A 21,689-nucleotide genomic window follows, 5' to 3' on the forward strand; every position below is an offset into this window, starting at 1 on the left:
TGAACTTTCCTGTGATGAATGACCTCGCTGTGTCCATGCTGGTGGGTGCGGGACCGGTCCAGCCAAGAATGGCTTCCTTCCTGCCCGATTGGCTGAACCCCCAGGTCTTCCTGGCCGATCCCGCGCTCGCCCCCTGGGTGGTCCTGCTGGTGTGCGGCATCGTCTTCGCCGAAACCGGGCTGCTGGTGGGGTTCTTCCTCCCCGGAGACTCCATGCTGTTCACCGCCGGCCTGCTGGTGGCCACGGACACCATCAAGTTCAACATCTGGCTTTTGGCCCTCCTGATCGTGGTCTCGGCCATCATCGGCAACCAGACCGGCTACCTCATCGGTTCAAAGGCCGGTCCCGCCATCTTCAACAAGCCAAACTCCAAGCTCTTCAAGCGCGAGAATGTCGAAAATGCGCACGCCTTCTTTGAAAAGCACGGCGGCAAAGCACTGATCCTGGCCCGCTTCGTCCCCATCATCCGGACCTTTGTTCCTGTGATCGTCGGCGTGGCGCAAATGAGCAGGAGGAAATTCTTCCTCTACAACGTCATCGGAGCGGCACTGTGGGGCGGCGGTGTGACGCTGCTCGGTTACCTGCTGGGCGACAAAGTTCCGTGGGTCCGGGACAACCTGGACATCATCTTCATCGCCATTGTGCTGGTCTCGGTGATTCCCATCGGCATCGAGGTCCTGCGCGGCCTGTCCGCCAAGCGCCAGGCACAGGCCTACGGCACGGACGCGGTGGACGAGTTCATCGAGGAACACGAACCGGACGAGGAGCGGAAGACTCCCCGCAACAGCCACCGCGGCCGGCCGGAGTAGCAGCCTGCCCCCGGCCAGACTGTAAATGCCGGCCAGGCTGCAAAAGAAGGTGCGCATCCCGCCGGGATGCGCACCTTCTTTTGTTGGTTGGCCGTTTTGAAGTTGGCTGGCCTGTGGGCAGGCAGGTTCCCTAGCGGGCCGCCTCCAGGGCCGCCACAATGGACGGCAGGAGGGCCCGGAAGGCCTTGCCGCGGTGGCTGATGGCGTTCTTTTCCTCGGCGGACAGTTCGGCACAGCTGCGGTCCTCGCCCGCCGGCTGCAGGACGGGGTCGTAGCCGAACCCGCCGCTCCCCCGGGGTTCGCGCAGCAGGATCCCCTCAAGCTGCCCGTACTCCACCACTTCGCGCCCGGGTCCGCCTCCGTCAGCGGGCACGGCCAGCGCGGCGGCGCACACGAATGCGGCGCCACGGTGTTCGTCCGGGACGTCGGAGAGCTGGTTCAGCAGCAGTTCCAGGTTGGCGGCGTCGTCGCCGTGGCGTCCTGCCCAGCGGGCGGAGAAGATGCCCGGGGCCCCGCCCATGACGTCCACGGCCAGCCCGGAGTCGTCGGCGATGGCCACCAGGCCGGTGGCGCCGGCGACGGCGCGGGCCTTCAGCAGCGAGTTTTCGGCGAACGTCACGCCGGTTTCGGCAACGTCCGGCGCACCCGCCGCCGCCGCGTCCACCACCTGGGTGTCGACGTCGAGCCCTGGCACCTGCCCGCGCAGCAGCTCACGGAGTTCGCGGAGCTTGCCCTTGTTGTGCGTGGCGAGCACCAGCCGGGGAGCCGGGCTGCTCACAGGGATTCCGCCAGGGTCTCGCGCTGGATGGCAGCGAGCTGGGCGGTTCCCAGCAGGGCCAGGTCAAGGAGCTGGTCCAGTTCCGCACGGTCGAAGGGAGCGCCCTCGGCCGTGCCCTGCACCTCCACGAACTTGCCGGAGCCGGTCACCACCACGTTCATGTCGGTTTCAGCGCGGACATCCTCGACATAGGGCAGGTCCAGCATGGGAACCCCGTCGATGATGCCCACGGACACCGCCGCGATGGTGTCGATGATGGGCTGGGCGTTCCTGCCGATGAGCTGGTTGTCGCGGGCGAACCGGATGGAGTCCGCCAGTGCCACATAGGCACCGGTGATGGCGGCCGTGCGGGTGCCGCCGTCGGCCTGCAGGACGTCGCAGTCCAGCACGATCGTGTTCTCGCCCAGGGCCTTGGTATCGATGATGGAGCGCAGCGAGCGCCCGATCAGGCGCGAAATCTCGTGGGTGCGGCCGCCGATCTTTCCTTTGACGGATTCGCGGTCGGACCTGGTGTTGGTGGCGCGCGGGAGCATGGCGTATTCCGCCGTGACCCAGCCGCGGCCCTCGCCCTTGAGCCAGCGCGGGACGCCTGGGGTCAGCGACGCCGTGCACAGGACCCTGGTGTTGCCGAACTCGATCAGTGCCGATCCCTCAGCCTGGTTGGACCATCCGCGGGTGATGCTGATGGGCCGGAGCTGGTCCGGGGCACGGCCGTCGGCGCGCACAATGGGCACTGCAGTTGCTTCAGATGTCATGCCCCTAGCTTATCGAGTGCCGGTGCATGGCTTGTCGGGGCGCCGGCGCGGCTAGATGGTGTAGTGCACGCCCGCTACGGCAACGGCCACGTCCCCGGGGAACACCGGGCGCGCTTCGGCCATGACCGTGGTCTGGGACGTCCATACCGGGATGTGGGTCAGCAGGAGCCGCCGGGCACCGGCCGCCGCTGCAGCCTCCCCCGCCCGCTTGCCGGTCAAGTGGACATCCTTGATGCCGGCGTCACGGCCCTCTTCGAAGGCTGCCTCGCACAGGAACAGGTCCGCGTCCTTGGCGGCTTCCTCAAGCCCCGCACAGGAGTCCGTGTCGCCGGAATAGGTCAGGACCCGGGACACCGACGTGCCGTCCTTGCCGGGCTCCACCACCTCCACCCGGAGGGCGTAGGCCTCCTCAATGGGGTGGTTGACCGCGAAGGGCGTCACGGTGAAGGGGCCCACGGTCACGGATTCGCGTTCGGTCCAGTTGGTGAAGTCGAACTCCTCATGCATGCCGGGGTCCAGGTCAAGCCCATAGGCCGTGGCCATCCTGTCCGCCGTGGCGGCGGGGCCCCACACGGGAATGCGGCCGCGCCCCCACCCGCCGGGCTTCCAGCGGATGGCAACGTGCAGCCCGCACAGGTCCATGCAGTGGTCCGGGTGCAGGTGGGTGAGGAAGATCGCGTCGATGTCCTCCAGGTCCGTGTAGCGCTGGATGGCCCCCAACGCGCCGCTGCCAAGGTCCATCACCACCTTCCACGACCGCTCACCGTCGGTGGCGGTCAGGAGGTAGCACGACGCCGGCGAGCCGGGCCCGGGGAACGAGCCCGTGCATCCCACGATGGTCAGCTTCACAGGGCGGGTCCTCCGGAGCGGCGTGCGTCGGCCAGTCCGCCGCCCACGAAGTTGGAGATCCTGGGGCGTTCGCGCGCGCCCTGCGCGGCGGCGATCATCTCAGGGGTGATCCGCGCCAGGCTGCCCGTAGGGTACTGGGCGGCCACATGGTCCACGTGGCGGACGGACAGCACCTCGGGGCCCAGGAACCGCCGGGCCAGCGCCTCGAACTGCCCGGCGTCGCCGGTGGCCACGAAGTGGTGCTCGGGCGGGGTGGGGGACGTGCGCTGCAGGTTGTGCGTGGCAAGGGCGCGGTACACGTCCTTGGCCGTTTCCTCGGCGCTGGAGACCAGGGTGACATCCGCGCCCATGACGTAGGAAATCACGCCCGTCAGCAGCGGGTAGTGGGTGCAGCCCAGGACCACGGTGTCCACCCCGGCCGCCTTCAACGGGGCAAGGTACTCTTCCGCGACGGCGAGCAGGGCCGGGCCGGTGGTGATCCCGGCCTCCACGTAGCTGACGAACTCCGGGCAGGCGACAGAGGTGATGTCCAGGTCGGGCGCCGCGGCGAAGGTGTCCTCATACGCGCGCGAGCCCACGGTGGCCGACGTGCCGATCACGCCCACCCTTCCGCTGCGGGTGGCGGCAACGGCGCGCCGCACCGCGGGCTGGATGACTTCGATGACCGGGATGCCGTACTTGGCGGTGTACCGCTCCCGGGCGTCCCGGAGGACAGCGGCCGACGCCGAGTTGCAGGCGATGGTCAGCAGCTTGACGCCGGAGTCCACGAGTTCGTCCATCACGCCCAGGGCGTTGGCCCGCACCTCCGCGATGGGGAGCGGCCCGTACGGCCCGTGCGCGGTGTCCCCCACGTAGAGGATCGACTCGTTGGGAAGCTGGTCAATGATGGAGCGGGCCACGGTGAGGCCGCCGACACCGGAATCGAAGACGCCGATGGGACGGGTTTCCGGGGCGACGGCGGGGAACCCGCTGTCGGCGTCCGTGGGCTGTGTTTCCGCCGGTGGTTCCATGCTCGGGGCTGTAGTCATGATTATTCGAGGATAGGTGTTCCCGGAAGCGTCAGCCATCATCTTGTGTCCCGCGACTCATGTCTGCTGCGTCACAGCGGACGGCCTCCCCCTGGCCGCCGTGGCTCACCGGCGGGATTCCATGGACTGCAGCAGGGCCTGGACCAGGGACTCCTGGAGCCAGGTGGTGAAGTTGTAGACCAGGGCCAGATAGCTTTCCACGTCCTCGGCCTGGGACCAGTCCTGCATGCGGTGCACATGCTCGGCGTCGGCCTCGTCCCGGATGTCCAGCCGTTCGGCCAGGACCAGGCGCACATCGTTCAGCGCCATGGACCAGTGCTGCGCCCCCTCGGGGGTCAGCACGATCTCGTCCTTGTCCAGGTCCAAAGCCGCGGCGCGCAGGGCCCCGATCTTTGTCTCCCGCAGTGAACGCTCGGTGAGCTGGCGGAACTCAAGGGACGCGTCGCCGTCGTCCTTGACAACGTTGGGCAACAGCCGCTTGACGGCCCGGTCCGTGGGTTCTGCCACCTCCATGTCCAGGCCGATCAGTGCCGCCAGCGGGTCCTGCCCGGTGCGGTCCTCAGGCTGGAGCATGGAAATGACGTCGTCGATCAGGCTGCGCAGCAGGTCCCGTTCAGCCGGTTCCAGGTAGCCGGCGATGCCCTTGAGCCCGTATTTGAATGCCTTAGCCACGTTTTCCCTTACCCTGGCCCGGACCGCCGGACTTGCCTGATTTGCCGCCCGGGCCGCCGCTGGCCTTTTCCACCGTGGCCCAGAGCCCGAAGCCGTGCATGGCCACGGCGTGGCGCTCCACCTGTTCCTTGCTGCCTGAGGCGACGATGGACCGGCCCTTCCGGTGGACTTCCATCATGAGCTTGTTGGCTTTGGTTTCCGAGTAGCCAAAGTAGCTTTGGAACACGTAGCTGACGTAGCTCATGAGATTGACGGGATCGTTCCAGATCACCAGGTTCCAGGGAATGTCCGGCGCGGTCAGGGAGTCGGTGGACTCTGCTGTGCCGGTCCGGATGCCCTCCTGTGTATCAGGGCCGGGCGCAACGCTTATGGTCATCTGTCCATTCTATGGGGAGGGTGGGCCCACGCCGGCGAGGGCCCCGCGGCGAAGCGAAGCGAGACGCGGGAGCCGGTGGGTGGGCCCACGCCGGCGAGGGCCCCGCGGCGAAGCGAAGCGAGACGCGGGAGCCGGTGGGGACTAGAGTGACTTTCGTGAGCACCTCAGCCGGCTGGGACCATCCCCGCACGTCCTTTTACACCGACCATTATGAGCTGACCATGCTGCAGGCGTCGCTGCATTCAGGGGCTGCGCACCGCAGGTCGGTGTTCGAGGCGTTCGCGCGGCGGCTGCCCGACGGCCGGCGCTACGGCATTGTCGCCGGGACCGGACGCCTGCTGGAGGGCATTGCGCAGTTCCGTTTCGGCGACGCTGAACTGGAGTTCCTGGAGCGTACCCGCGTGGTGAACCGGGAGACGCTGGAGTACCTGGCCAACTATAAATTTTCGGGCGACATCTGGGGCTACGCCGAGGGCGACGCGTACTTCCCCAACTCCCCCATCCTGATCGTCGAGGCCTCCTTCGCCGAAGCCTGCATGCTGGAGACCTACCTGCTGTCCGTCCTGAACCACGACACCGCCATCGCTTCAGCGGCTTCCCGGATGGTCAGCGCCGCCGGTGGCAGGCCCTGCATCGAGATGGGTTCGCGGCGCACCCATGAGGAGGCCGCCACGGCGTCAGCCCGGGCGGCCATCATTGCCGGCTTTGACAGTACCTCCAACCTTGAGGCCGGCATCCGCTACGGCGTGAAGACCGTGGGCACCGCCGCGCACTCGTTCACGCTGCTGCACGACACCGAACGGGAGGCCTTCGAGGCCCAGATTGCCTCGCTGGGCGAGGGGACGTCCCTGCTGGTGGATACGTACGACGTCGAAAAGGCCGTCCGCACGGCCGTTGACCTGGCAGGGCCCCGCCTGGGCGCCGTCCGCCTGGACTCCGGCGACCTGGTGGCCCAGGCGCAGTGGGTCCGGCGGCTGCTGGACGACCTCGGCAACGACCACACCAAGATCGTGGTGACGTCCGACCTGGACGAGTACGCCATCGCTGCCCTGCAGTCGGCGCCCGTGGACTCCTACGGCGTGGGAACGTCGCTGGTGACCGGCTCCGGCGCGCCCACCGCCAGCATGGTCTACAAACTGGTCAGCCGCACCGACGACGACGGCAACTTCGTGTCCGTGGCCAAGGCGGCCAAGAACAAGGCAAGCGTGGGCGGGCGCAAGTACGCGCTGCGCAAGCTGGACGAACGTGGCACCGCCACCGCAGAGGTGGTGGGCGTGGGCCACCGGCCGGAGGACGACGGCAACGACCGTCCGCTGCTGCAGCAGTTCATGAAGAACGGCGAGGTAATCCCGGGCTGGACCGGACACGAGGGCGTGCTGCGGGCCCGGCAGCGCCACGCCGACTCCATGGCCGAGCTGCCGTCCGTGGTCAACCGCCTGCAGCGCGGCGAGGCCGCCATCCCCACTCTCTACGAGGAAAACTAAGGAGCACCAATGTCCCGCGCTTTGATCATCGTGGACGTGCAGAACGATTTCTGCGAGGGCGGATCGCTCCCCGTTCCCGGCGGCGCGGCCGTGGCAGGCGCCATCAGCGAGTACCTGGACGCCCACAACAGCGAATACGACTATGTGGTTGCCACCCAGGACTGGCACGTGGACCCCGGCAGCCACTTCTCGGACACACCCGACTTCAAGGAGAGCTGGCCGCCGCACTGCGTGGCGGGCACCCGCGGAGCGGACCTTCATCCGGACCTGGACACCGAGTACATCGATGCCTACTTCCGGAAGGGGCAGTTCGCCGCCGCCTACTCAGGTTTCGAGGGACTGCTGGCCCCGGAGGATGCCGTTCCCACCGGGGAACGGAACGCCGGCGGCCTGCCCGCCGCCAGGGAGGCCCTGGAGCCCGATGAGGACGCCATCGGCCTCGATGACTGGCTGCAGAGCCACGACGTGGAGGACGTGGTGGTGGTTGGCATTGCCACCGACTACTGCGTGAAGGCCACCGCGCTTGACGCCGTCCAGGCCGGCTACGGTGTCACGGTGCTGCGGTCGCTGACGGCCGGCATCGCCGAGGACCTGGAAGACGCCGTTGCGGAAATGGAACTCGGCGGGGCGGACATCGCCTGATTCCTGGGAGTGCCGCTACTTGCGGCCCACGAACCAGTCCTGGAGCTTGCGCAGCCGCGACTTCAGCTGCTCCTCGTTGGCCTGCGCCACGGGAGGGCCGCCGCAAACCGTGCGGAGTTTAGTGTGCACCACGCCGTGGGGCGTCCCGGTCCGGGCAGCCCAGGCGGCCACGTTCTTGGCCAGTTCGTTGCGCAGGTCCATCAGCATCCGGTGGTCGGGAACGGCCGGGGCCTGGCTTTCGGCGGCGGCCGGTGCCTTCCGGTTCTTCCGGTTCAGCTGCTCGTGCTGGCGCTGGCGCAGCAGCGTACCCACCTGCTCGGCGTCCAGCAGGCCGGGGATCCCCAGGAAGTCCAGTTCGTCGTCGGACCCTACCTCGCCGCCGGTGCCGAACTCGCCGCCGTCGAACAGGACCCGGTCAAAGGAGGCCTGGGAGTCCAGTGCCTCGAACTTGCCCTTGGTGAGGCTGTCGGAGGCCTTTTCTTCCCGGTTGGCCTCCTCCATCAGTGAGTCTTCGGGGTTGAAAAGCCCGTCGCCGTCCTCTTTTTCGGGGCGGTCCAGGGCGTGGTCGCGCTCCATCTCCATGGAATTGGCCAGTGCCATCAGCTGGGGAACGGACGGCAGGAAGACCGACGCCGTTTCGCCCCTCTTGCGGGCACGCACGAAGCGCCCCACGGCCTGGGCGAAGAACAGCGGCGTGGACGTCGAGGTGGCGTATACGCCGACCGACAGCCGGGGCACGTCAACGCCTTCGGAGACCATGCGCACGGCCACCATCCAGCGCTTTTCGCCGGCGGAGAATTCCTCGATCTTGCTGGAGGCCTTGGCGTCGTCGGACAGGATGACGGTGGGCGACTCGCCGGTGATCTTCTTCAGCTGGCCGGCGTAGGCCCGGGCGTCCTCGTGGTCGGTGGCGATGACCAGGCCGCCGGCGTCCGGGACGGTGCGCCGGACTTCGCTGAGCCTTTTGTCCGCGCCGGCCAGGACCGCTGGGATCCACTCCCCCGCGGGATTGAGCGCGGTCCGCCAGGCGTGGCTGGTGATGTCCTTGGTCACCGCTGCCTCGCCGAGGGACGCCGCCATTTCCTCGCCCGCGCTGGTGCGCCAGCGCATCTGGCCGGAGTAGGCCATGAACATCACGGGCCGGACCACGTGGTCCCGGAGCGCGTTGCCGTAGCCGTAGGTGTAGTCGGCCTTGGAGCGCCGGATCCCGTCCCGGTCCTCGGCGTACTCCACGAACGGGATGGGCGAGGTGTCGGAGCGGAACGGCGTACCGGTCAGCGACAGGCGGCGCACGGCGGGATCGAATGCCTCGCGCAGGCCGTCGCCCCAGGACAGGGCTTCGCCGCCGTGGTGGATCTCGTCCAGGATCACCAGGGTCCGGGCCGCTTCAGTCTTGGCCCGGTGCAGCAGCGGTTTGCTGGCCACCTGGGCATAGGTGACGGCGACGCCGATGAAGCCGCGGCCGTGCTGGCCGTCGGAGTTCTTGAAGTTGGGGTCGATGGCGATCCCCACCTTGGCGGCAGCATCCGCCCACTGGCGCTTCAGGTGGTCCGTGGGCGCAACGATGGTCACCCGGTTAACGGCGCCGGAATCGATGAGCGTGGAGGCGATGCGCAGCGCGAAGGTGGTTTTACCGGCGCCCGGGGTTGCCACCGCAAGGAAGTCGCGGGGACTGTTCTTCAGGTAAAGGTCAAGGGCTTCCTGCTGCCAGGCACGGAGTTTCGGGGCGGTTCCCCAGGCTGCGCGTTCCGGATACGCCGGAGGCAGGGTGGGACCGCCAAAGAGCGTCTCCGTCACTACTTGTTGCTGCCCGAGTCCCCTCCGGGACCCTTGCCGCCGTCATTGCCCGGCCGGAGGCCCTCGTAGACCTCCTTGCACATCGGGCAGACCGGGAACTTCTGCGGATCCCGTCCCGGCGTCCAGACCTTGCCGCACAGGGCGATGACGGGCTCCCCGGTCAGCGCGGACTCCATGATCTTTTCCTTCCGCACATAGTGCGAAAAGCGCTCCCGGTCCCCGGGTTCCACTTCCTGGCGCAGTTCCTCGCGCTCAATGGTGGCCGTGGACGATCCAGCCCCGGAAAGCTCGCGCATCGGGTCGTTGTCGAGAGGGTCCGTCATGCTAGTCATGGCATCCATCTTAGCCGCTCCCCCGGCCCGGCGTTCGACGGCGGCACGCCCGCGCGGGGGCCCCGCACCGGCCGCCGTCGTACTTTTTCATCGCCGGCGGCAGCGCGCGTAAGGCGGCTAGAGTCCCTGCCACGAAGGCTTGTTTTCATAGGTGTGGCGGTAGAAATCTGCCAGTTTGAGGCCGGAAGCGGCGGCCTCGTCCAGCAGGACGGTGGCGTGTGGATGGAACTGCAGGACGGATGCGGGGCAAATGGCAGCCACGGGTCCCTCCACGAAGTCGCGGACGGCCCGGGCCTTTTGCGCCCCCGTGGCCACCAGGATCACATGTTTGGCCTCCATGATGGTGCCCAGTCCCTGGGTGATGACATGGTGCGGTACCTCCGCAAGGCTGTTGAAGAACCTGGCGTTGTCGCGGCGGGTCTGTTCGATCAGGCTCTTGATCCTGGTCCGGGAGGCAAAGGAGGAGCCCGGTTCGTTAAAACCGATATGTCCGTCGGTGCCCACGCCCAGCAGCTGCAGGTCCACGCCGCCCGCCGCGGTGATGGCGTGCTCGTAAGCGTCGCAGGCGGCGGGGATGTCGGATGCAGTTCCATCGGGGCCGTGGACGTTCCCGGGCGCAATGTTCACGCGGCTAGTGAATTCCCGCCGGACCACCTCGCGGTAGGACTCGGGGTGGCCGGCGGGCAGGCCCACGTATTCATCCAGGGCAAAGCCGGAGGCGCGGCTGAAGTCCAGGCCCTGTCCATGCCGGGCCGCCAGTTCGTCATAGACAGGCAAGGGAGAGGACCCCGTGGCCAGGCCAAGGACTGCGCCGGGCTTGCGCCTGATAAGTTTCTCTATGGCGTCCGCCGCGAGTTTGGCGATCTGCCGGCTGCCGCCAAGGATCACGATTTCCATGTTGTTCCTTTCCGGGAACTGTCAGCGGTTGACGGTAACCTGCGCCAGGAGCTCCGGCCCCCGCGCCTCGAGCCACTTGCCGCCCAGCCGCATACCGGCCAGGAAAAGGACCATGCCCAAAACGGTCCCCACGGCGAGGGTGAGCCAACCGAACAGGACGTTGCCGGTGACAGCCTGTGCCACCAGCAGCGCTGCCTCGGGCAGGACCAGGACCATAAGGACCAGCATCCCAACGAACTGAACGGCAAGGGTTTGGCCCACGTTGCCCGGTGGCTTCTTGAACGGACTGTCGCCCGGAAGCGGCACGGTCACCGTGTAGCGGGCCGACACCACCGAGGACAGCCCCAGGCCGGTGAAGAGGATCCCCAGGCTGAACCCCAGCTGGCCGGGCAGCGCGGCCCAGTTGCGGGTGAATGCCGCGTAGCCCACCGAGAACACCAGCACCACGGGCAGGGCGAAGGTCATGCAGGCCAGGGCCCGGCCCAGCCGGTCAGCCACCCCGCGGACCCCGGTGGCCAGGTGCAGCGCAAACGCCGTGTTGTCGTACGAGACGTCCGCGGAGATGGACCAGGCCAGGATGAAGGCCGACACCGGGGCAAGGAAGGCAAGGCTGCCATAGCTGCCGGTCTGGGCCCCCTGGACACCCAGCACCACCGGAAGCAGCGGGATCACCACCAACGATCCCGAATACCGCGGGTCCCGGATCCAGTAAGTGAGCGACCTGGCCATCACCGCGCCGGCCGGGGTGGCCGGCAGCACGCCGAACAGGCCCAGCCGGCCGCCCTTGCGCTTCCCGGCGCCGGCGTACGGCGGGGTGACCAGCGCCCGCTCGAGCAGCAGCTTCCAGCACCAGGCCAGGACGCCGAGGACCGCCACCGAAACCAGCAGTTTCACCGCCGCCTGCCCGGGCCGGCCTGATGCGATGTCTCCGCCGAGCGCCCAGGGCGCCCCGAGCGGCGTCCAGGACAACGTCCCGGCGAAGCCGGGCAGGAACCCGGTGGAAGCGGAGATGCCACGGCCAACCCCTGCCACGATGGGGCCCAGCAGGACCAGGGGCACCATGAAGGCGATGGCGCTGATGTCCTTGAAGCGCCGCGAGGCAGCCAGGCTTGCCGTGGCGGTGGTGACCACCTTGGCCAGCACTACGCAGGTCATGACACCCAGGCATGCGCCAAGGAGGGCGGCGAGCGCGGGGAGCACGCCGCGGGACCAGGTCACCACCGTGGACAGGGCCACGAGCGTGGTGGCCACGCCCGGGATGCCGATCAGTCCGCCAAGGGCGAGGCCGGTGAGCATCTGCTTCATGGGGATGGCAAAGGTGGTGAAGCGCGCCGGATCGAGCGTCATGTCCGTGGCGGATGCCACCACCGGAATGATGCCCCAGCCAAGCACGGCGGCGGAGCCGCCAAGGACGATTGTGGTGTGCGCGGCGGCGGGGCCGGCGTTGCGCAGGAGGACAAGGGCGATGATCAGTGTTGCCACGACCCCCAGCGCGTAGAGCCCCGCAATGGCCATGCCCACCAGCTGCCAGGGGCTGCGGCGCAGTCCGTTGCGCAGCAGCGTGAGCTTGAGCCTCAGAAGGTGCGCAACCATTCCAGCCCTTCCGTGTGGCTGTGGCCTCCGACCAACTGCACGAAACGGTCCTCCAGCGAGGCGCCGGCCCGCACCTCGTCCACGGTTCCTGCGGCCAGCAGCCTGCCCCGGGCCACCACGGCGACGTGGTCGCACATGCGCTGGACCAGGTCCATCACATGGCTGGAGACGATGACCGTTCCACCGGAGGCGACGTACCGGTCCAGGATGGACCGGATGTTCGCCGCCGACACCGGGTCAACGGCTTCGAAGGGCTCGTCCAGGACCAGCAGCCTCGGGGCGTGGATCAAGGCCGAGGCCAGGGCGATCTTCTTTGTCATGCCGGCGGAATAGTCCACCACCAGCGTCCCGGCGTCCTGGGCCAGGTCCATTGCCGCCAGCAGCTCCCCTACCCGGGCGGCCACCACGGCTTTGTCCATGCCGCGCAGCAGCCCGGCGTACGTGATCAGCTGCTCCCCGGTGAGCCGGTCGAAGAGCCGGACGCCGTCGGGCAGGATCCCCATCAGCCGCTTGGCTTCCAGCGGGTGCCGCCACACATCCACCCCGTGCACCACCGCCGTGCCGAAATCGGGACGCAGGAGGCCGGTGGCCATGGACAGCGTGGTGGTCTTGCCCGCACCGTTGGGCCCCACGATCCCGAAAAACGAACCCGCCGGGACCTCCAGGCTGATGCCGTCCACCGCGATCTTCCCGCCGAACCTTTTGGCCAGCCCGCGGATGGACAGGGCCGCCACGGGCCCCGTATTCGGCGCCGGGGACGGTATCGGAGCAGTCATGCTGCCAGCCTAGTCCGCGGACCGGGGCTTCGGGGGTGCGAAACTAGCCCCATGGGTATTGCGTTGGGCCTGCTGGTGATCGTTGCTGTGGTGTGCGCCGGCAGCGCCGTGGGCCGCAGGTTCAATATCCCGGTTCCGCTGCTGCTGGTCCTGGCCGGGGTGGCGGGATCGTTCCTGCCATTCATTCCGCCCGTCGAGCTGAACCCCGAACTGGTGCTGGTCGGCCTGCTGCCGCCGCTGCTGTACGCGGCCGCGTTCCGCACGTCGCTGTTCGACTTCAAGAGCAACCGCCGCTCCATCGGATTGCTGTCCGTTGGCTACGTCATCTTCGGCACCGTGGGAGTCGGGTTGGTGGTGTGGTGGCTGTTCCCGGAAATCCCGCTGGCCGCAGCCATTGCGCTTGGCGCGGTGGTGGCGCCGCCTGACGCGGTGGCGGCTACGGCCATTGCACGGAAGGTGGGGATGCCCCGCCGGATCGTGAACATCCTGGAAGGCGAGTCACTGGTCAACGACGCCACGGCACTGGTGTGCCTGCGTGCTGCGGTGGCGGCCATCGCGGGCTCCGTCTCCGCCCTGGATGTGGCGGGTGGATTTGTGGTGGCGGCCGGCGGCGGCCTGGCGGTGGGACTGGCCGCAGCGTACCTCCTCACCGAAGTCAGGAAGCGGATCAGCAACGTTGCCATCAACACCTCAACATCGCTGATGGCACCCTTCGTTGCGTTCCTCCCCGCCGAGGCGATCCACGCGTCCGGGGTGCTCGCCGTCGTCGTAACCGGCCTGGTGATGGGCACCAAGGCGCCGTCCATGCCCAATGGTGCCGCGCGGCAAAGCGCCCGGAGCAACTGGGACACCGTCCAGTTCCTGCTGGAGAACGCCGTGTTCCTCCTGATCGGCCTGCAGGTGCGGAGCATCATCGACAGCGTCCAGGACGATTCGCTGGGTGCCGGCCGGGTGTGGCTGGGCTGCGCCGTGATCCTGCTGGCGGTGCTGGTGCTGCGGCCCGTCTGGGTTTTTCCGGCCACGTACCTGCCCCGGCTGATCCCTTCCGTGCAGCGGAAAGACCCCGCGCCGCCCTGGCAGTTCCCGGCCATTGTGTCCTGGGCAGGCATGCGCGGCGTGGTTACCCTTGCCGCCGTCCTGACGTTGCCGGACGACCTGGAGCACCGCAACGTACTGGTCCTGGCGGCCATGGTGGTGGTGGCAGGCACCCTGGTGCTGCAGGGATTCACGCTGCCGGCCCTGGTCCGGGTCCTGGGGCTGCCGGGACCGGACAGGCGCGAGGACGCGCTGAACCAGGCCGCGCTGATGCAGCTGGCCACCGCGGCGGGAATGGAGCGGCTGGAGCAGCTGCGGCGCGAGAACGACCCGCCCGAGGTCATGGATATGCTCCGGCGCCGGACCCAGGAGCGGGGACTCGCGGCCTGGGAGCGCCTGGGCAGGCCGGCCGCGGAGTCGGCCACCCCCAGCCAGCGTTACGCCCAATTGCGGATGGCCATGCTGGAGGCTGAGCGGGACAAGGTGCTGGAGCTTCGGCGTGGCGGGGACTTCGCGCATGAAGTCCTCAGTGAGGTCCTGGAACGGCTGGATGTGGAGGAGTCCATGCTTGATGCCTCCCTCAACGAACCCGACGCCGCCACAGAGGGCGGCGGCGAAGGACTTGCCCAGCCGGGCGGCGTGTGCGACCACCTGACCGCCGCCATGCCGTCGCCGGTTCCGGCGAACCCCACCTGTGCCGGGTGCGAACGGGAAGGGACCACACCGGTACACCTGCGAATGTGCCTGGCCTGCGGAAACATTGGCTGCTGCGATTCCTCGGCGGGACGGCACGCCAGCCGCCATTTCAAGGAAGCCGGCCACCCGGTCATGCGCAGCATTGAACCCGGTGAGGACTGGCGCTGGTGCTACGTGGATGACCTGCTCGGCTGAAGCAGGCCGGGTACTTAGTTCGGGGGCACTTTCCGGATCCTGATCGGACCCCTGGCCGTACCCGGATCAACGACGGAACCGCCTTGGGTGATGTGGACCTGCCCTGCGTCCACCAGGCGGCGTGCGGCGGCCCGGGCGGGTTCCATGAGCCGGCGCCAGTCATCTCCGCCCACGGCCCTGGCAGCATCAGAGGGGCAGATGGTGGCCGTGTCCGCACGGGATGCCAACAGTTCCAGGATCTTCGCTTCCAGCTGCCGGTCAACCTTGGTTTGCGGCCCCGTTCCGCCAGGATGCGCCATGCCGGACGCCGCGGTCAGAAGGCACGCCGCGGGATGGCCCGCTCGTACTGGGGCGGCCAGGCAATGTCGTAACCCAGTTCGAATGCGGCCCGCAGCCACCAGTGGGGGTCGCGCAGCGCCGCGCGCGCAATGAAGACGCCGTCGGCCTGGCCGGTGGCAACGGCGTGCTCCGCCTGCCCGGGCGTGGTCACCAGCCCCACCGTGCCGGTGGCGACTCCTGCCTCCTCGCGGATGGCTGCGGAGAATCCGGTTTGATAGCCCAGGCCCGGCTTGATCTGCTGGTGCGCCACGGCCCCGCCGCTGGAGACATCCACCAGGTCCACGCCGCGGGCGGCTGCCTCGCGGGCCAGCCGCACCGACGCCGCCTGGTCCACGCCGCCCGGCGCCCAGTCTGTGGCAGAGATCCGGAGCAGCAGGGGCATGGAATCGGGAATGACAGCGCGGACGGCGTCCACCACGGCCAGCATGAGCCGGTTCCGTCCGGCTTCGTCCCCGCCCCAGTCGTCGTCACGCTGGTTGATCAGCGGGCTCTGGAACTGGTGCAGGAGGTAGCCGTGCGCCCCGTGGATCTCCATCGTGTCAAAGCCGGCGTCCACCGCACGCACGGCGGCAGCGGCAAAATCGGCAATGACGCCGTGGATCTGTTCCACGGTCATGGCGGCAGGCGCCGCATAGCCCTCGAAAGCGGTGGTGGACGGGCCCACGGTGTCCCAGCCGCCGTCGGACGCCGGAACGCTCCCGTGCTTGCCCGAAAACGGCCAGTACGTTGACGCCTTGCGGCCGGCGTGGGCCAGCTGCACGCCGATCCTGGTGCCGGCGGTACCGTGCCGGTGGACAAAGGAGATAATCCGCTGCCAGGCCGCCGCCTGGTCGTCGTTGTAGAGGCCTGCGTCGCGGGGACTGATCCGGCCGGCGGCGTTTACTGCCGCGGCCTCCGTGAGGATCATCGCGGCGCCGCCCGTGGCAAACCCGCCAAGGTGCACCAGGTGCCAGTCGTTCGGAACGCCCGGGGCGTCGTCGGGATCGCAGCTGTACTGGCACATGGGCGATACCCAGCCACGGTGCTGCAGCTCCATGGACCGCAGCGTCAGCGGCTGGAACAGGGCCGGCACTAGAACAGCACCCGGGCAAGCGCCTGCCGCGACTTTGCTACCCGCTCATCACCTGCGCCCACGATGTCGAACAGCTCCAGCAGCCGTACCCGTGCGGTCTCCCGCTCCGGGCCGAAGTTCCTGCCGATGAACGCCACCAGCCGGTTCAGTGCATCCTCGACGTGGCCGCCGGCCACGTCGAGGTCCGCCACGCCGAGCTGTGCCGCCAGGTTGTCCGGCTCATCCGCGGCCTGCGCACGCAGCGCCTCGCCGTCCTGGGCCGACAACGACTGCAGCCGGTCCATCAGTTCCACCTGCGCCAGGCCGGCCTTGGCCTCATGGTCGGCCGGCATCTCCTTGAGCGCCTGGCGGTAGGCCGCAGCTGCGGCGGCGTAGTCGCCGGCCTCAATGGCGTCAAAGGCGGCCTGGTGCAGCGGCGGCAGCGGCGCGGGCTCCTGTTCCCCGCCCGCTTCCCCGCCAAGGCTTCCGGTGACCCCGTTCGCTGCAGCCACCTTGAGGAGTTCGTCGAAGAGGCTGCGCACCTGCTCTTCTTCCGCGCTGCCCTGGAAGAGCGGCACCGGCTGCCCCTTCAAGACGGCGACGGCGGTGGGAACGGCCTGCACCTGGAAGGCCTGGGCCAGCTGCGGGAAGGCCTCGATGTCTGCTGCGCCAAGGACCAGGCGTCCACCGTACGAGGCAACCACGCGCTCAAGGGTCTCGAGCATCCTGCCGGATTCGGGCGAGTACGGGGCCCACAGGGCGAACACCACGGGGACCTGGGCGGACAGTTCCACCAGCTGCTGGAAGTTTGCCTCGGTGACGTTGACCTTGAGTTCGGGGCCGCCGGCGGGTGCCTCCGGCTGGGCGCCCCGGGGCGCTGTTGCAGGGCCGGACGGGGCGGCAGGCCCGGACGGGGCGGCGGGCCGCTTCAGCGACGAAAGGTCGACGGCGCCGCGCAGGTTAACCGGGTTGGCAGCGGCAGGAGGGACTGGGCGGGAAGCTGGCGAACTCATGTTTCCCACTCTAGCCACTCCGGCCGCTGCCGGTGGTAATACAGCCAGGCCCTACTTGAAGGTGGCTCCGACCAGGCCGCGGGTTGCGGCGACGAGCTTCATCGGGTCCGTGGATCCTGCCGGCGGCACATAGACCGCCATGGATTCCGCGAAGCTCAGCACCATGCCGGTGGTGGTTTCCTTGCCGCCGGCCAGGGCTGCCGCATCGTCGCCGATGCTCAGCTTGTCACCGGCCGCCTTGGGGGTGCCCTCGAAGCCAAAGTTGATCCGGCCCAGGACCAGGGCCCCGCCGTCCGAGGTGCGGAACACCACGGTGCTTTCGGGGACCACCTTGTGCGTGAAGGAGAAGTTGCCGTTTTCGCCTGCCTTCGCCACCTCAGCCTGGTACGACAGGGTGTCGGCGATATACGGCGAGGACTGGCCCTCGACCAGCTTGTCCTTGAACGGGGAGTCCGCCGATGTGAGCCTGTCGGCCAGGCCGGACATTGCTTCCTCGCCGCTGTAGAGCAGCCCGGTCTTGTCCGCTGCGGAAAGCGTCTCGGTACCGCCGCGGCTGATGTTCGGGAAGGTGGTGCCCGGCTGCAGCGGCGTGGTTTCCATCAGCTTGTAGTTCTCGCGCGGCGACTGCTGGACCAGGGTCAGGATCTGCGGAACGACGTTGCCTTCGCCCTGGGTCACGGCCAGCACCGAGCGGGGCCAGTCACGATCGCTGGTGACGACGGTGGTCAGCAGCTTGGTGGAACGTACGGGCATGCGCGGCTCGTAAGTGCCCACCTGGGAGCGGATCTTGTAGTTCTGGGTACGGACTTCCAGTTCCGGTCCACCCACGCGGTCCGCCAGCTTGGCCGCATCCTTGGCGGCGTCGCCGGCGTCGGTGGCGCTGGAGACCTGCTCCAGGATCCGGCGGAACTGGGCGTCCAGCAGGACCGGCGATCCCGCGGCTTGCTTCGCCGTGGATGAGGCGCTGCCGGAAGGCAGCGGGCTTGGACTGGCGGCCTGGGCGGCAGTGGCGGATCCGGCCAGCAGGGCGGCAACCACGCCGGCCGCCACCATGGTGGCCTTGGAAGAGGAGGACGACGACGGGGCCTGGCCCTGCGTTTCGGCGTTCCGTGCACGGGCGCGGCGGGCGTAGCCGCTGTCACCGCCCTCGCCGTCCTTCCGGCGGGCTGAAAGCAGTCCCAGGACAATTCCGCCCACGATCAGCATGCTGCCCAGGACCATCAGCGGGACCGCCCAGGGGGTGGACGTGTCGTTGGGGAAGGTCATGGAGACAGAAGCCGGGGCGGCCTTGGTGCCGTCGGAAGCGAGGAGCAGGCTCCAGTCACCGTCGGCGGGCGGGGTCCAGGTGTATTCAAGCTCGCCGCTGGCATTCTCATTGGAAACCCAGAGGTCGGAACCGGCCGGGTTGGGGGCGGTCCCTTCGCCGTCGGCGTGCTCAACCACGAGTGACTTTTCGTCTTCGGTGACGCCGGTGATGGTGTTGTGGGCCGTCTGGCCCACCCAGGCGCTCACGTCATCGGGCCGTCCCGTGGCCAGCATGAAGTTGCCGTCGCCCTGGACGGTGATCTTGACGGTTCCGTCATGCAGGGTGCGCAGCTTCTGGTCGATAACCGTCAACGGCGCGCCGGCGGCATCCGCCGGCACGGACGCGGTGAACGTCTCGGATGGAGCCCAGATGGTTCTCTGGCCGATGCCGGCCAAAAGTGTCAGGAGGCCGAGCAGCACAAGTGCGGCTGCAGTCTTTAAACGCAAGGGAAACACCTATCATCAGCGGGGGTTTGCCTTCAATAGTAACCTTTTTGTTACCAGGAGCCCCTTTTTGCCCGTTCCGGCCCCTCTTCCGAAGACCTCCGGGCGGTGGCTTCGGCTCCCGGTGACAAGCCTGCTGATAGTGTTTGCGATGATCATCACATTGGCCCGCGCACACGGAGCCACGCACGGAACAGGCCCCCAAAACCAGTGACTGACAAGACGGACCCATCCTCGGCGGCAACCGGAAATCCCGGGGATTCCAGGGGCCCTGTCCCTGCGACGGTGCCTCCCCTGGGAATGGCAGCGGCAGCCCACCGCAGGGGCACGGCCGCGGCTGCAATCGGCCAGGTGGTCCGCAGGCTCCGCCAGCCCTTGCCCGGAGCACAGCCCAGGCTTCGGTTCGAAATGCCCCCGGAATACACCGGGCAGGTTCCCCAGACGGACCACGGCGGTGACGAGGAACCCCAGTTCGGCCACCCCGGGCCGCGCATGTCCCCCCAGCATCCCCTGTACATGGGCTTCATGGGGACAGTGGGCGTGGGACTGGCGCTGCTGGTCTACTGGATCGGTTCCCACACCACGCAGCTGCTGCTGTGGATCGTGGCGGCGCTGTTCATCGCCCTGGGACTTGAACCCGTGGTGGGCTGGCTCGAAAACAGGAAGATCCCCCGGCCCGCCGGCATCCTTGTCTCCGTGGCTGTCCTCATGGGCGCCGTCGTCGGGTTTTTCGCCACTCTTATCCCCACCATTGTTGAACAGGTGTCGGAGATCGTGCGGCAGGCGCCGGACTGGGTGCGCAGCTTCATGGACTCGGACTTCTTCCGCAGCCTCGATGACCAGTTCGGCGTGCGGGACCGCATCACCGAGGAACTGGACAAGTTCGTCAATGACCCGGCGGCCATGGGCGGCATTTTCGGCGGCGTGGTGGGATTCGGATCCACCGTGGCCAACGGGCTCTTCGGCACCCTCATTGTCCTGGTGCTGAGCCTGTACTTCCTGGCAGCGCTGCCGGCGATGAAGAAGTGGGGCTACAGGCTGGCCCCCCGCTCCCGCCGCAAACGGGTGGCCGCCCTCTCCGAGGAGATCACCCGGTCAGTGGGAAACTACGTCATCGGCCAGGCATGCGTGGCCCTCCTCAACGCCACTTTCGCCTTCGTGGTGATGTCCATCGTGGGCATCCCCTTTGCCCTGCTGCTGGCGTTCGTGGTGGTCCTGCTCGCTTTCATCCCGCTGGTGGGCGGCATGATCGCAGGCATTGTGGTGATCCTTGTATCCCTCACCCAGGGCTGGCAGGCGGCCGCCATCTACGCCATCTGCTATTTCGCGTACCTGCAGTTCGAGGCCTACTTCATCTCGCCGCGCATCATGCAGAAGGCAGTTGCCGTGCCCGGTGCCGTGGCGGTGATCTCCGTGATTGCCGGCGGAAGCCTGCTGGGCGTGCTCGGTGCGCTGATCGCCATCCCCACTGCCGCAGCGGTCCTGCTGCTGCTCCGGGAAATCTATATCGTCCGGCAGGACCAGCACTGACCCGCTGGCCCCCGCACGTCGTTCCCTGCGGGGCCGCTTAGGCGCCGGCCGTCGCCGCCGGCCCTTCCCATTCCTGCGGCAGCGGTGCTGCGGCGGCATCTGGACTGACAAGCGCCACGATGTCGTTCAGGACCCGTGCGGCGTACTTCTCCCCCACCCACAGATGCTTGGCCCCGGCCACGCCCACTACTCGGGCCTGCGGCACCAGGCTGAACCTTGCGGTTGCCTCGGCAGGCTGGAGGAAGTCGTCGTGCTCCGGCACCAGGACGGTGAGGGGCTTGCCGGATTCGGCCCACAGCTGCAGGTGCTTGTCCGTGGCGCGGTGCAGCGGAGGCGACAGCAGCACCGCCCCCTCGATCTGTGGGGCCACCGGCTCCACGGCGCCGTACATCAGCGCCAGTTCGGTCCCGAACGACCAGCCCACCAGCCAGCGGTTGGGCAGGCCCCGCTCAACGGCGAAGCGCACGGCTGCCTCGACGTCGTGCCGCTCCCCTATCCCTTCCTCGAACGCGCCGCTGCTGGCACCCCGGGGGGAGGCCGTACCCCGGGTATTGAAGCGCAGCACCGCGATGCCCGCCAGCGCCGGCAGCCGGTAGGAGGCCTTGCGGTACACATGGGAATCCATGAAGCCACCGTGCGTCGGCAGCGGGTGGAGCGTGATCAGCGTTGCCTTGACGGGGCCGGATTCCGGCAGTGCCAGCTCGCCCACCAGCGTGTGGCCGTCCTCCGTCTGCAGCTCGATGTTCTCTCGACGGGCGGGCAGGACGGTGGAGGCACGGATGGGGACAGGGCCCCCGGCCTGGGTGAAGTGGTACGACGCCGGATCAAAAGTCATGACTGCCAGCTTAGCGACAGCGGGCGGCGTCAGCGGTACCGGTAGCTGCGCGTCATCCAGCAGTTGGTGTGCCAGTGCCGCCGCTCGGCCAGCCCGGCGGCGGCACCAAAGAGGTGGTCGTCCTTCCAGACCACCAGGTGTGCGACGCCGGGCAGCACGGCGGTGGAGCATTCCGGGCAGATGTAGGTCTTCTCAGCGTTCCTGGCAGTCATGGTCCGTACCATCCACTCGCCGTCCGGGGCGCTCTCGCGGCGGGCGATACCGGCCCGTGCCCGTTCCAGGTCCAGTTCGGGAATGTCCCCGCTCCTCTTTCCTCCTGCGCCCCTGCCGGAAGCGGAACCCTTGCCGGAAACAGGACGGCGGGGACGGTTGGAACGCGGCATGTATCCATTCTGCCCCAGGCCGCCCACTCCCCTGTCCCGCTCCTTGCCGCCGCTTCCGATGCACCCGGCGCCCCG

Annotated in this window: 22 protein-coding genes; 5 read left to right on the forward strand and 17 right to left on the reverse strand. The window is 68.3% G+C overall.

The annotated features are described in order from the left end of the window. Positions 1 to 14 precede the first annotated feature (14 nt). Positions 15 to 809, forward strand: coding sequence for a VTT domain-containing protein (locus LDO86_RS12255; RefSeq protein WP_043424767.1), 795 nt, complete (start codon positions 15 to 17; stop codon positions 807 to 809). Positions 810 to 939: 130 nt separating this feature from the next. Here the strand turns inward: LDO86_RS12255 and rdgB are convergent, their stop codons facing one another. The 6 genes from rdgB to clpS form a co-directional block, all read right to left on the reverse strand. Next, positions 940 to 1,587: an RdgB/HAM1 family non-canonical purine NTP pyrophosphatase gene (gene rdgB / locus LDO86_RS12260; protein ID WP_018768375.1), complete on the reverse strand. Its 648-nt coding sequence runs from the start codon at positions 1,585 to 1,587 to the stop codon at positions 940 to 942. Continuing rightward, positions 1,584 to 2,342: a ribonuclease PH gene (rph, locus tag LDO86_RS12265; protein WP_026265632.1), complete on the reverse strand. Its 759-nt coding sequence runs from the start codon at positions 2,340 to 2,342 to the stop codon at positions 1,584 to 1,586. Before rph ends, rdgB begins: the two co-directional genes overlap by 4 nt. A 51-nt stretch (positions 2,343 to 2,393) precedes the next feature. After that, positions 2,394 to 3,191 (reverse strand): MBL fold metallo-hydrolase, encoded by a 798-nt coding sequence (locus LDO86_RS12270; RefSeq protein ID WP_018768377.1) that lies wholly within the window; start codon positions 3,189 to 3,191, stop codon positions 2,394 to 2,396. Then, positions 3,188 to 4,258 (reverse strand): glutamate racemase, encoded by a 1,071-nt coding sequence (gene murI, locus LDO86_RS12275; protein ID WP_043424768.1) that lies wholly within the window; start codon positions 4,256 to 4,258, stop codon positions 3,188 to 3,190. Before murI ends, LDO86_RS12270 begins: the two co-directional genes overlap by 4 nt. Positions 4,259 to 4,324: 66 nt before the next feature. Further along, a complete protein-coding gene (locus LDO86_RS12280; protein ID WP_018768379.1) occupies positions 4,325 to 4,891 on the reverse strand; it encodes a DUF2017 domain-containing protein in 567 nt (188 codons plus the stop codon). Next, on the reverse strand, positions 4,884 to 5,267 hold the full coding sequence (gene clpS, locus LDO86_RS12285) for an ATP-dependent Clp protease adapter ClpS (RefSeq protein WP_018768380.1): 384 nt from the start codon (positions 5,265 to 5,267) through the stop codon (positions 4,884 to 4,886). The genes LDO86_RS12280 and clpS overlap by 8 nt, the downstream gene beginning before the upstream one ends. 155 nt (positions 5,268 to 5,422) lie before the next feature. Here clpS and LDO86_RS12290 point away from each other — a divergent pair, with 155 nt between their 5' ends. Together LDO86_RS12290 and LDO86_RS12295 are read left to right on the forward strand one after the other, a co-directional pair. Further along, on the forward strand, positions 5,423 to 6,751 hold the full coding sequence (locus LDO86_RS12290) for a nicotinate phosphoribosyltransferase (protein ID WP_018768381.1): 1,329 nt from the start codon (positions 5,423 to 5,425) through the stop codon (positions 6,749 to 6,751). 9 nt (positions 6,752 to 6,760) lie between these two features. Continuing rightward, positions 6,761 to 7,393, forward strand: a complete 633-nt coding sequence (locus LDO86_RS12295) for an isochorismatase family protein (protein WP_018768382.1) — start codon at positions 6,761 to 6,763, stop codon at positions 7,391 to 7,393. A 15-nt stretch (positions 7,394 to 7,408) separates the two neighbouring features. Here the strand turns inward: LDO86_RS12295 and LDO86_RS12300 are convergent, their stop codons facing one another. The 5 genes from LDO86_RS12300 to LDO86_RS12320 form a co-directional block, all read right to left on the reverse strand. After that, positions 7,409 to 9,190 carry a DEAD/DEAH box helicase gene (locus LDO86_RS12300; protein WP_018768383.1) on the reverse strand — a complete coding sequence of 594 codons (1,782 nt, stop codon included), beginning with the start codon at positions 9,188 to 9,190 and terminating at the stop codon, positions 7,409 to 7,411. Beyond that, the gene (locus tag LDO86_RS12305) at positions 9,190 to 9,531 is read right to left on the reverse strand and encodes a DUF3039 domain-containing protein (RefSeq protein ID WP_026265633.1); all 342 of its coding nucleotides are present in this window, start codon (positions 9,529 to 9,531) and stop codon (positions 9,190 to 9,192) included. Before LDO86_RS12305 ends, LDO86_RS12300 begins: the two co-directional genes overlap by 1 nt. A 108-nt stretch (positions 9,532 to 9,639) precedes the next feature. After that, positions 9,640 to 10,419 (reverse strand): glucosamine-6-phosphate deaminase, encoded by a 780-nt coding sequence (gene nagB / locus LDO86_RS12310; RefSeq protein ID WP_018768385.1) that lies wholly within the window; start codon positions 10,417 to 10,419, stop codon positions 9,640 to 9,642. A gap of 21 nt (positions 10,420 to 10,440) precedes the next feature. Further along, positions 10,441 to 12,012 carry a hypothetical protein gene (locus LDO86_RS12315; RefSeq protein ID WP_018768386.1) on the reverse strand — a complete coding sequence of 524 codons (1,572 nt, stop codon included), beginning with the start codon at positions 12,010 to 12,012 and terminating at the stop codon, positions 10,441 to 10,443. Continuing rightward, entirely contained in the window at positions 11,994 to 12,788 is a 795-nt protein-coding gene (locus LDO86_RS12320; RefSeq protein ID WP_026265634.1) for an ABC transporter ATP-binding protein, read from the reverse strand. The genes LDO86_RS12315 and LDO86_RS12320 overlap by 19 nt, the downstream gene beginning before the upstream one ends. A 51-nt stretch (positions 12,789 to 12,839) precedes the next feature. On the opposite strand from LDO86_RS12320, the gene LDO86_RS12325 reads away from it, so the two are divergent. After that, entirely contained in the window at positions 12,840 to 14,714 is a 1,875-nt protein-coding gene (locus LDO86_RS12325) for a Na+/H+ antiporter (protein ID WP_026265635.1), read from the forward strand. A gap of 14 nt (positions 14,715 to 14,728) precedes the next feature. Here LDO86_RS12325 and LDO86_RS12330 read toward each other — a convergent pair whose 3' ends face one another. The 4 genes from LDO86_RS12330 to LDO86_RS12345 are packed head-to-tail and all read right to left on the reverse strand — an operon-like array spanning position 14,729 to position 18,869. Further along, on the reverse strand, positions 14,729 to 15,013 hold the full coding sequence (locus LDO86_RS12330; RefSeq protein ID WP_018768389.1) for a DUF3253 domain-containing protein: 285 nt from the start codon (positions 15,011 to 15,013) through the stop codon (positions 14,729 to 14,731). Positions 15,014 to 15,027: 14 nt separating this feature from the next. Further along, positions 15,028 to 16,125: an NADH:flavin oxidoreductase/NADH oxidase gene (locus LDO86_RS12335; RefSeq protein WP_018768390.1), complete on the reverse strand. Its 1,098-nt coding sequence runs from the start codon at positions 16,123 to 16,125 to the stop codon at positions 15,028 to 15,030. Beyond that, a complete protein-coding gene (locus LDO86_RS12340; RefSeq protein ID WP_018768391.1) occupies positions 16,125 to 17,117 on the reverse strand; it encodes a tetratricopeptide repeat protein in 993 nt (330 codons plus the stop codon). Before LDO86_RS12340 ends, LDO86_RS12335 begins: the two co-directional genes overlap by 1 nt. A 51-nt stretch (positions 17,118 to 17,168) precedes the next feature. Beyond that, positions 17,169 to 18,869, reverse strand: a complete 1,701-nt coding sequence (locus LDO86_RS12345) for a hypothetical protein (RefSeq protein WP_026265636.1) — start codon at positions 18,867 to 18,869, stop codon at positions 17,169 to 17,171. A 207-nt stretch (positions 18,870 to 19,076) separates the two neighbouring features. On the opposite strand from LDO86_RS12345, the gene LDO86_RS12350 reads away from it, so the two are divergent. Continuing rightward, positions 19,077 to 20,396, forward strand: coding sequence for an AI-2E family transporter (locus LDO86_RS12350; protein WP_026265637.1), 1,320 nt, complete (start codon positions 19,077 to 19,079; stop codon positions 20,394 to 20,396). Between the two features lie 37 nt (positions 20,397 to 20,433). Here the strand turns inward: LDO86_RS12350 and LDO86_RS12355 are convergent, their stop codons facing one another. Continuing rightward, positions 20,434 to 21,231: an alpha/beta hydrolase gene (locus LDO86_RS12355; RefSeq protein WP_018768394.1), complete on the reverse strand. Its 798-nt coding sequence runs from the start codon at positions 21,229 to 21,231 to the stop codon at positions 20,434 to 20,436. A 29-nt stretch (positions 21,232 to 21,260) separates the two neighbouring features. Next, positions 21,261 to 21,614 (reverse strand): hypothetical protein, encoded by a 354-nt coding sequence (locus tag LDO86_RS12360; protein WP_026265638.1) that lies wholly within the window; start codon positions 21,612 to 21,614, stop codon positions 21,261 to 21,263. Between the last annotated feature and the right edge of the window lie 75 nt (positions 21,615 to 21,689).

The sequence above is a fragment of the Arthrobacter sp. StoSoilB19 genome (assembly GCF_019977275.1).
Taxonomy (GTDB): Bacteria; Actinomycetota; Actinomycetes; order Actinomycetales; family Micrococcaceae; genus Arthrobacter.

Excerpts from the sequence above, each read along its gene's own strand:
- nagB (WP_018768385.1), bottom strand. The coding sequence starts at position 10,419 with ATGGAAATCGTGATCCTTGGCGGCAGCCGGCAGATCGCCAAACTCGCG.
- LDO86_RS12325 (WP_026265635.1), top strand. The coding sequence starts at position 12,840 with ATGGGTATTGCGTTGGGCCTGCTGGTGATCGTTGCTGTGGTGTGCGCC.
- LDO86_RS12340 (WP_018768391.1), bottom strand. The coding sequence starts at position 17,117 with ATGAGTTCGCCAGCTTCCCGCCCAGTCCCTCCTGCCGCTGCCAACCCG.
- murI (WP_043424768.1), bottom strand. The coding sequence starts at position 4,258 with ATGGCTGACGCTTCCGGGAACACCTATCCTCGAATAATCATGACTACA.
- LDO86_RS12360 (WP_026265638.1), bottom strand. The coding sequence starts at position 21,614 with ATGCCGCGTTCCAACCGTCCCCGCCGTCCTGTTTCCGGCAAGGGTTCC.
- LDO86_RS12320 (WP_026265634.1), bottom strand. The coding sequence starts at position 12,788 with ATGACTGCTCCGATACCGTCCCCGGCGCCGAATACGGGGCCCGTGGCG.
- LDO86_RS12315 (WP_018768386.1), bottom strand. The coding sequence starts at position 12,012 with ATGGTTGCGCACCTTCTGAGGCTCAAGCTCACGCTGCTGCGCAACGGA.
- LDO86_RS12295 (WP_018768382.1), top strand. The coding sequence starts at position 6,761 with ATGTCCCGCGCTTTGATCATCGTGGACGTGCAGAACGATTTCTGCGAG.
- LDO86_RS12355 (WP_018768394.1), bottom strand. The coding sequence starts at position 21,231 with ATGACTTTTGATCCGGCGTCGTACCACTTCACCCAGGCCGGGGGCCCT.
- clpS (WP_018768380.1), bottom strand. The coding sequence starts at position 5,267 with ATGACCATAAGCGTTGCGCCCGGCCCTGATACACAGGAGGGCATCCGG.
- LDO86_RS12305 (WP_026265633.1), bottom strand. The coding sequence starts at position 9,531 with ATGGATGCCATGACTAGCATGACGGACCCTCTCGACAACGACCCGATG.
- LDO86_RS12330 (WP_018768389.1), bottom strand. The coding sequence starts at position 15,013 with ATGGCGCATCCTGGCGGAACGGGGCCGCAAACCAAGGTTGACCGGCAG.
- LDO86_RS12255 (WP_043424767.1), top strand. The coding sequence starts at position 15 with ATGAATGACCTCGCTGTGTCCATGCTGGTGGGTGCGGGACCGGTCCAG.
- rph (WP_026265632.1), bottom strand. The coding sequence starts at position 2,342 with ATGACATCTGAAGCAACTGCAGTGCCCATTGTGCGCGCCGACGGCCGT.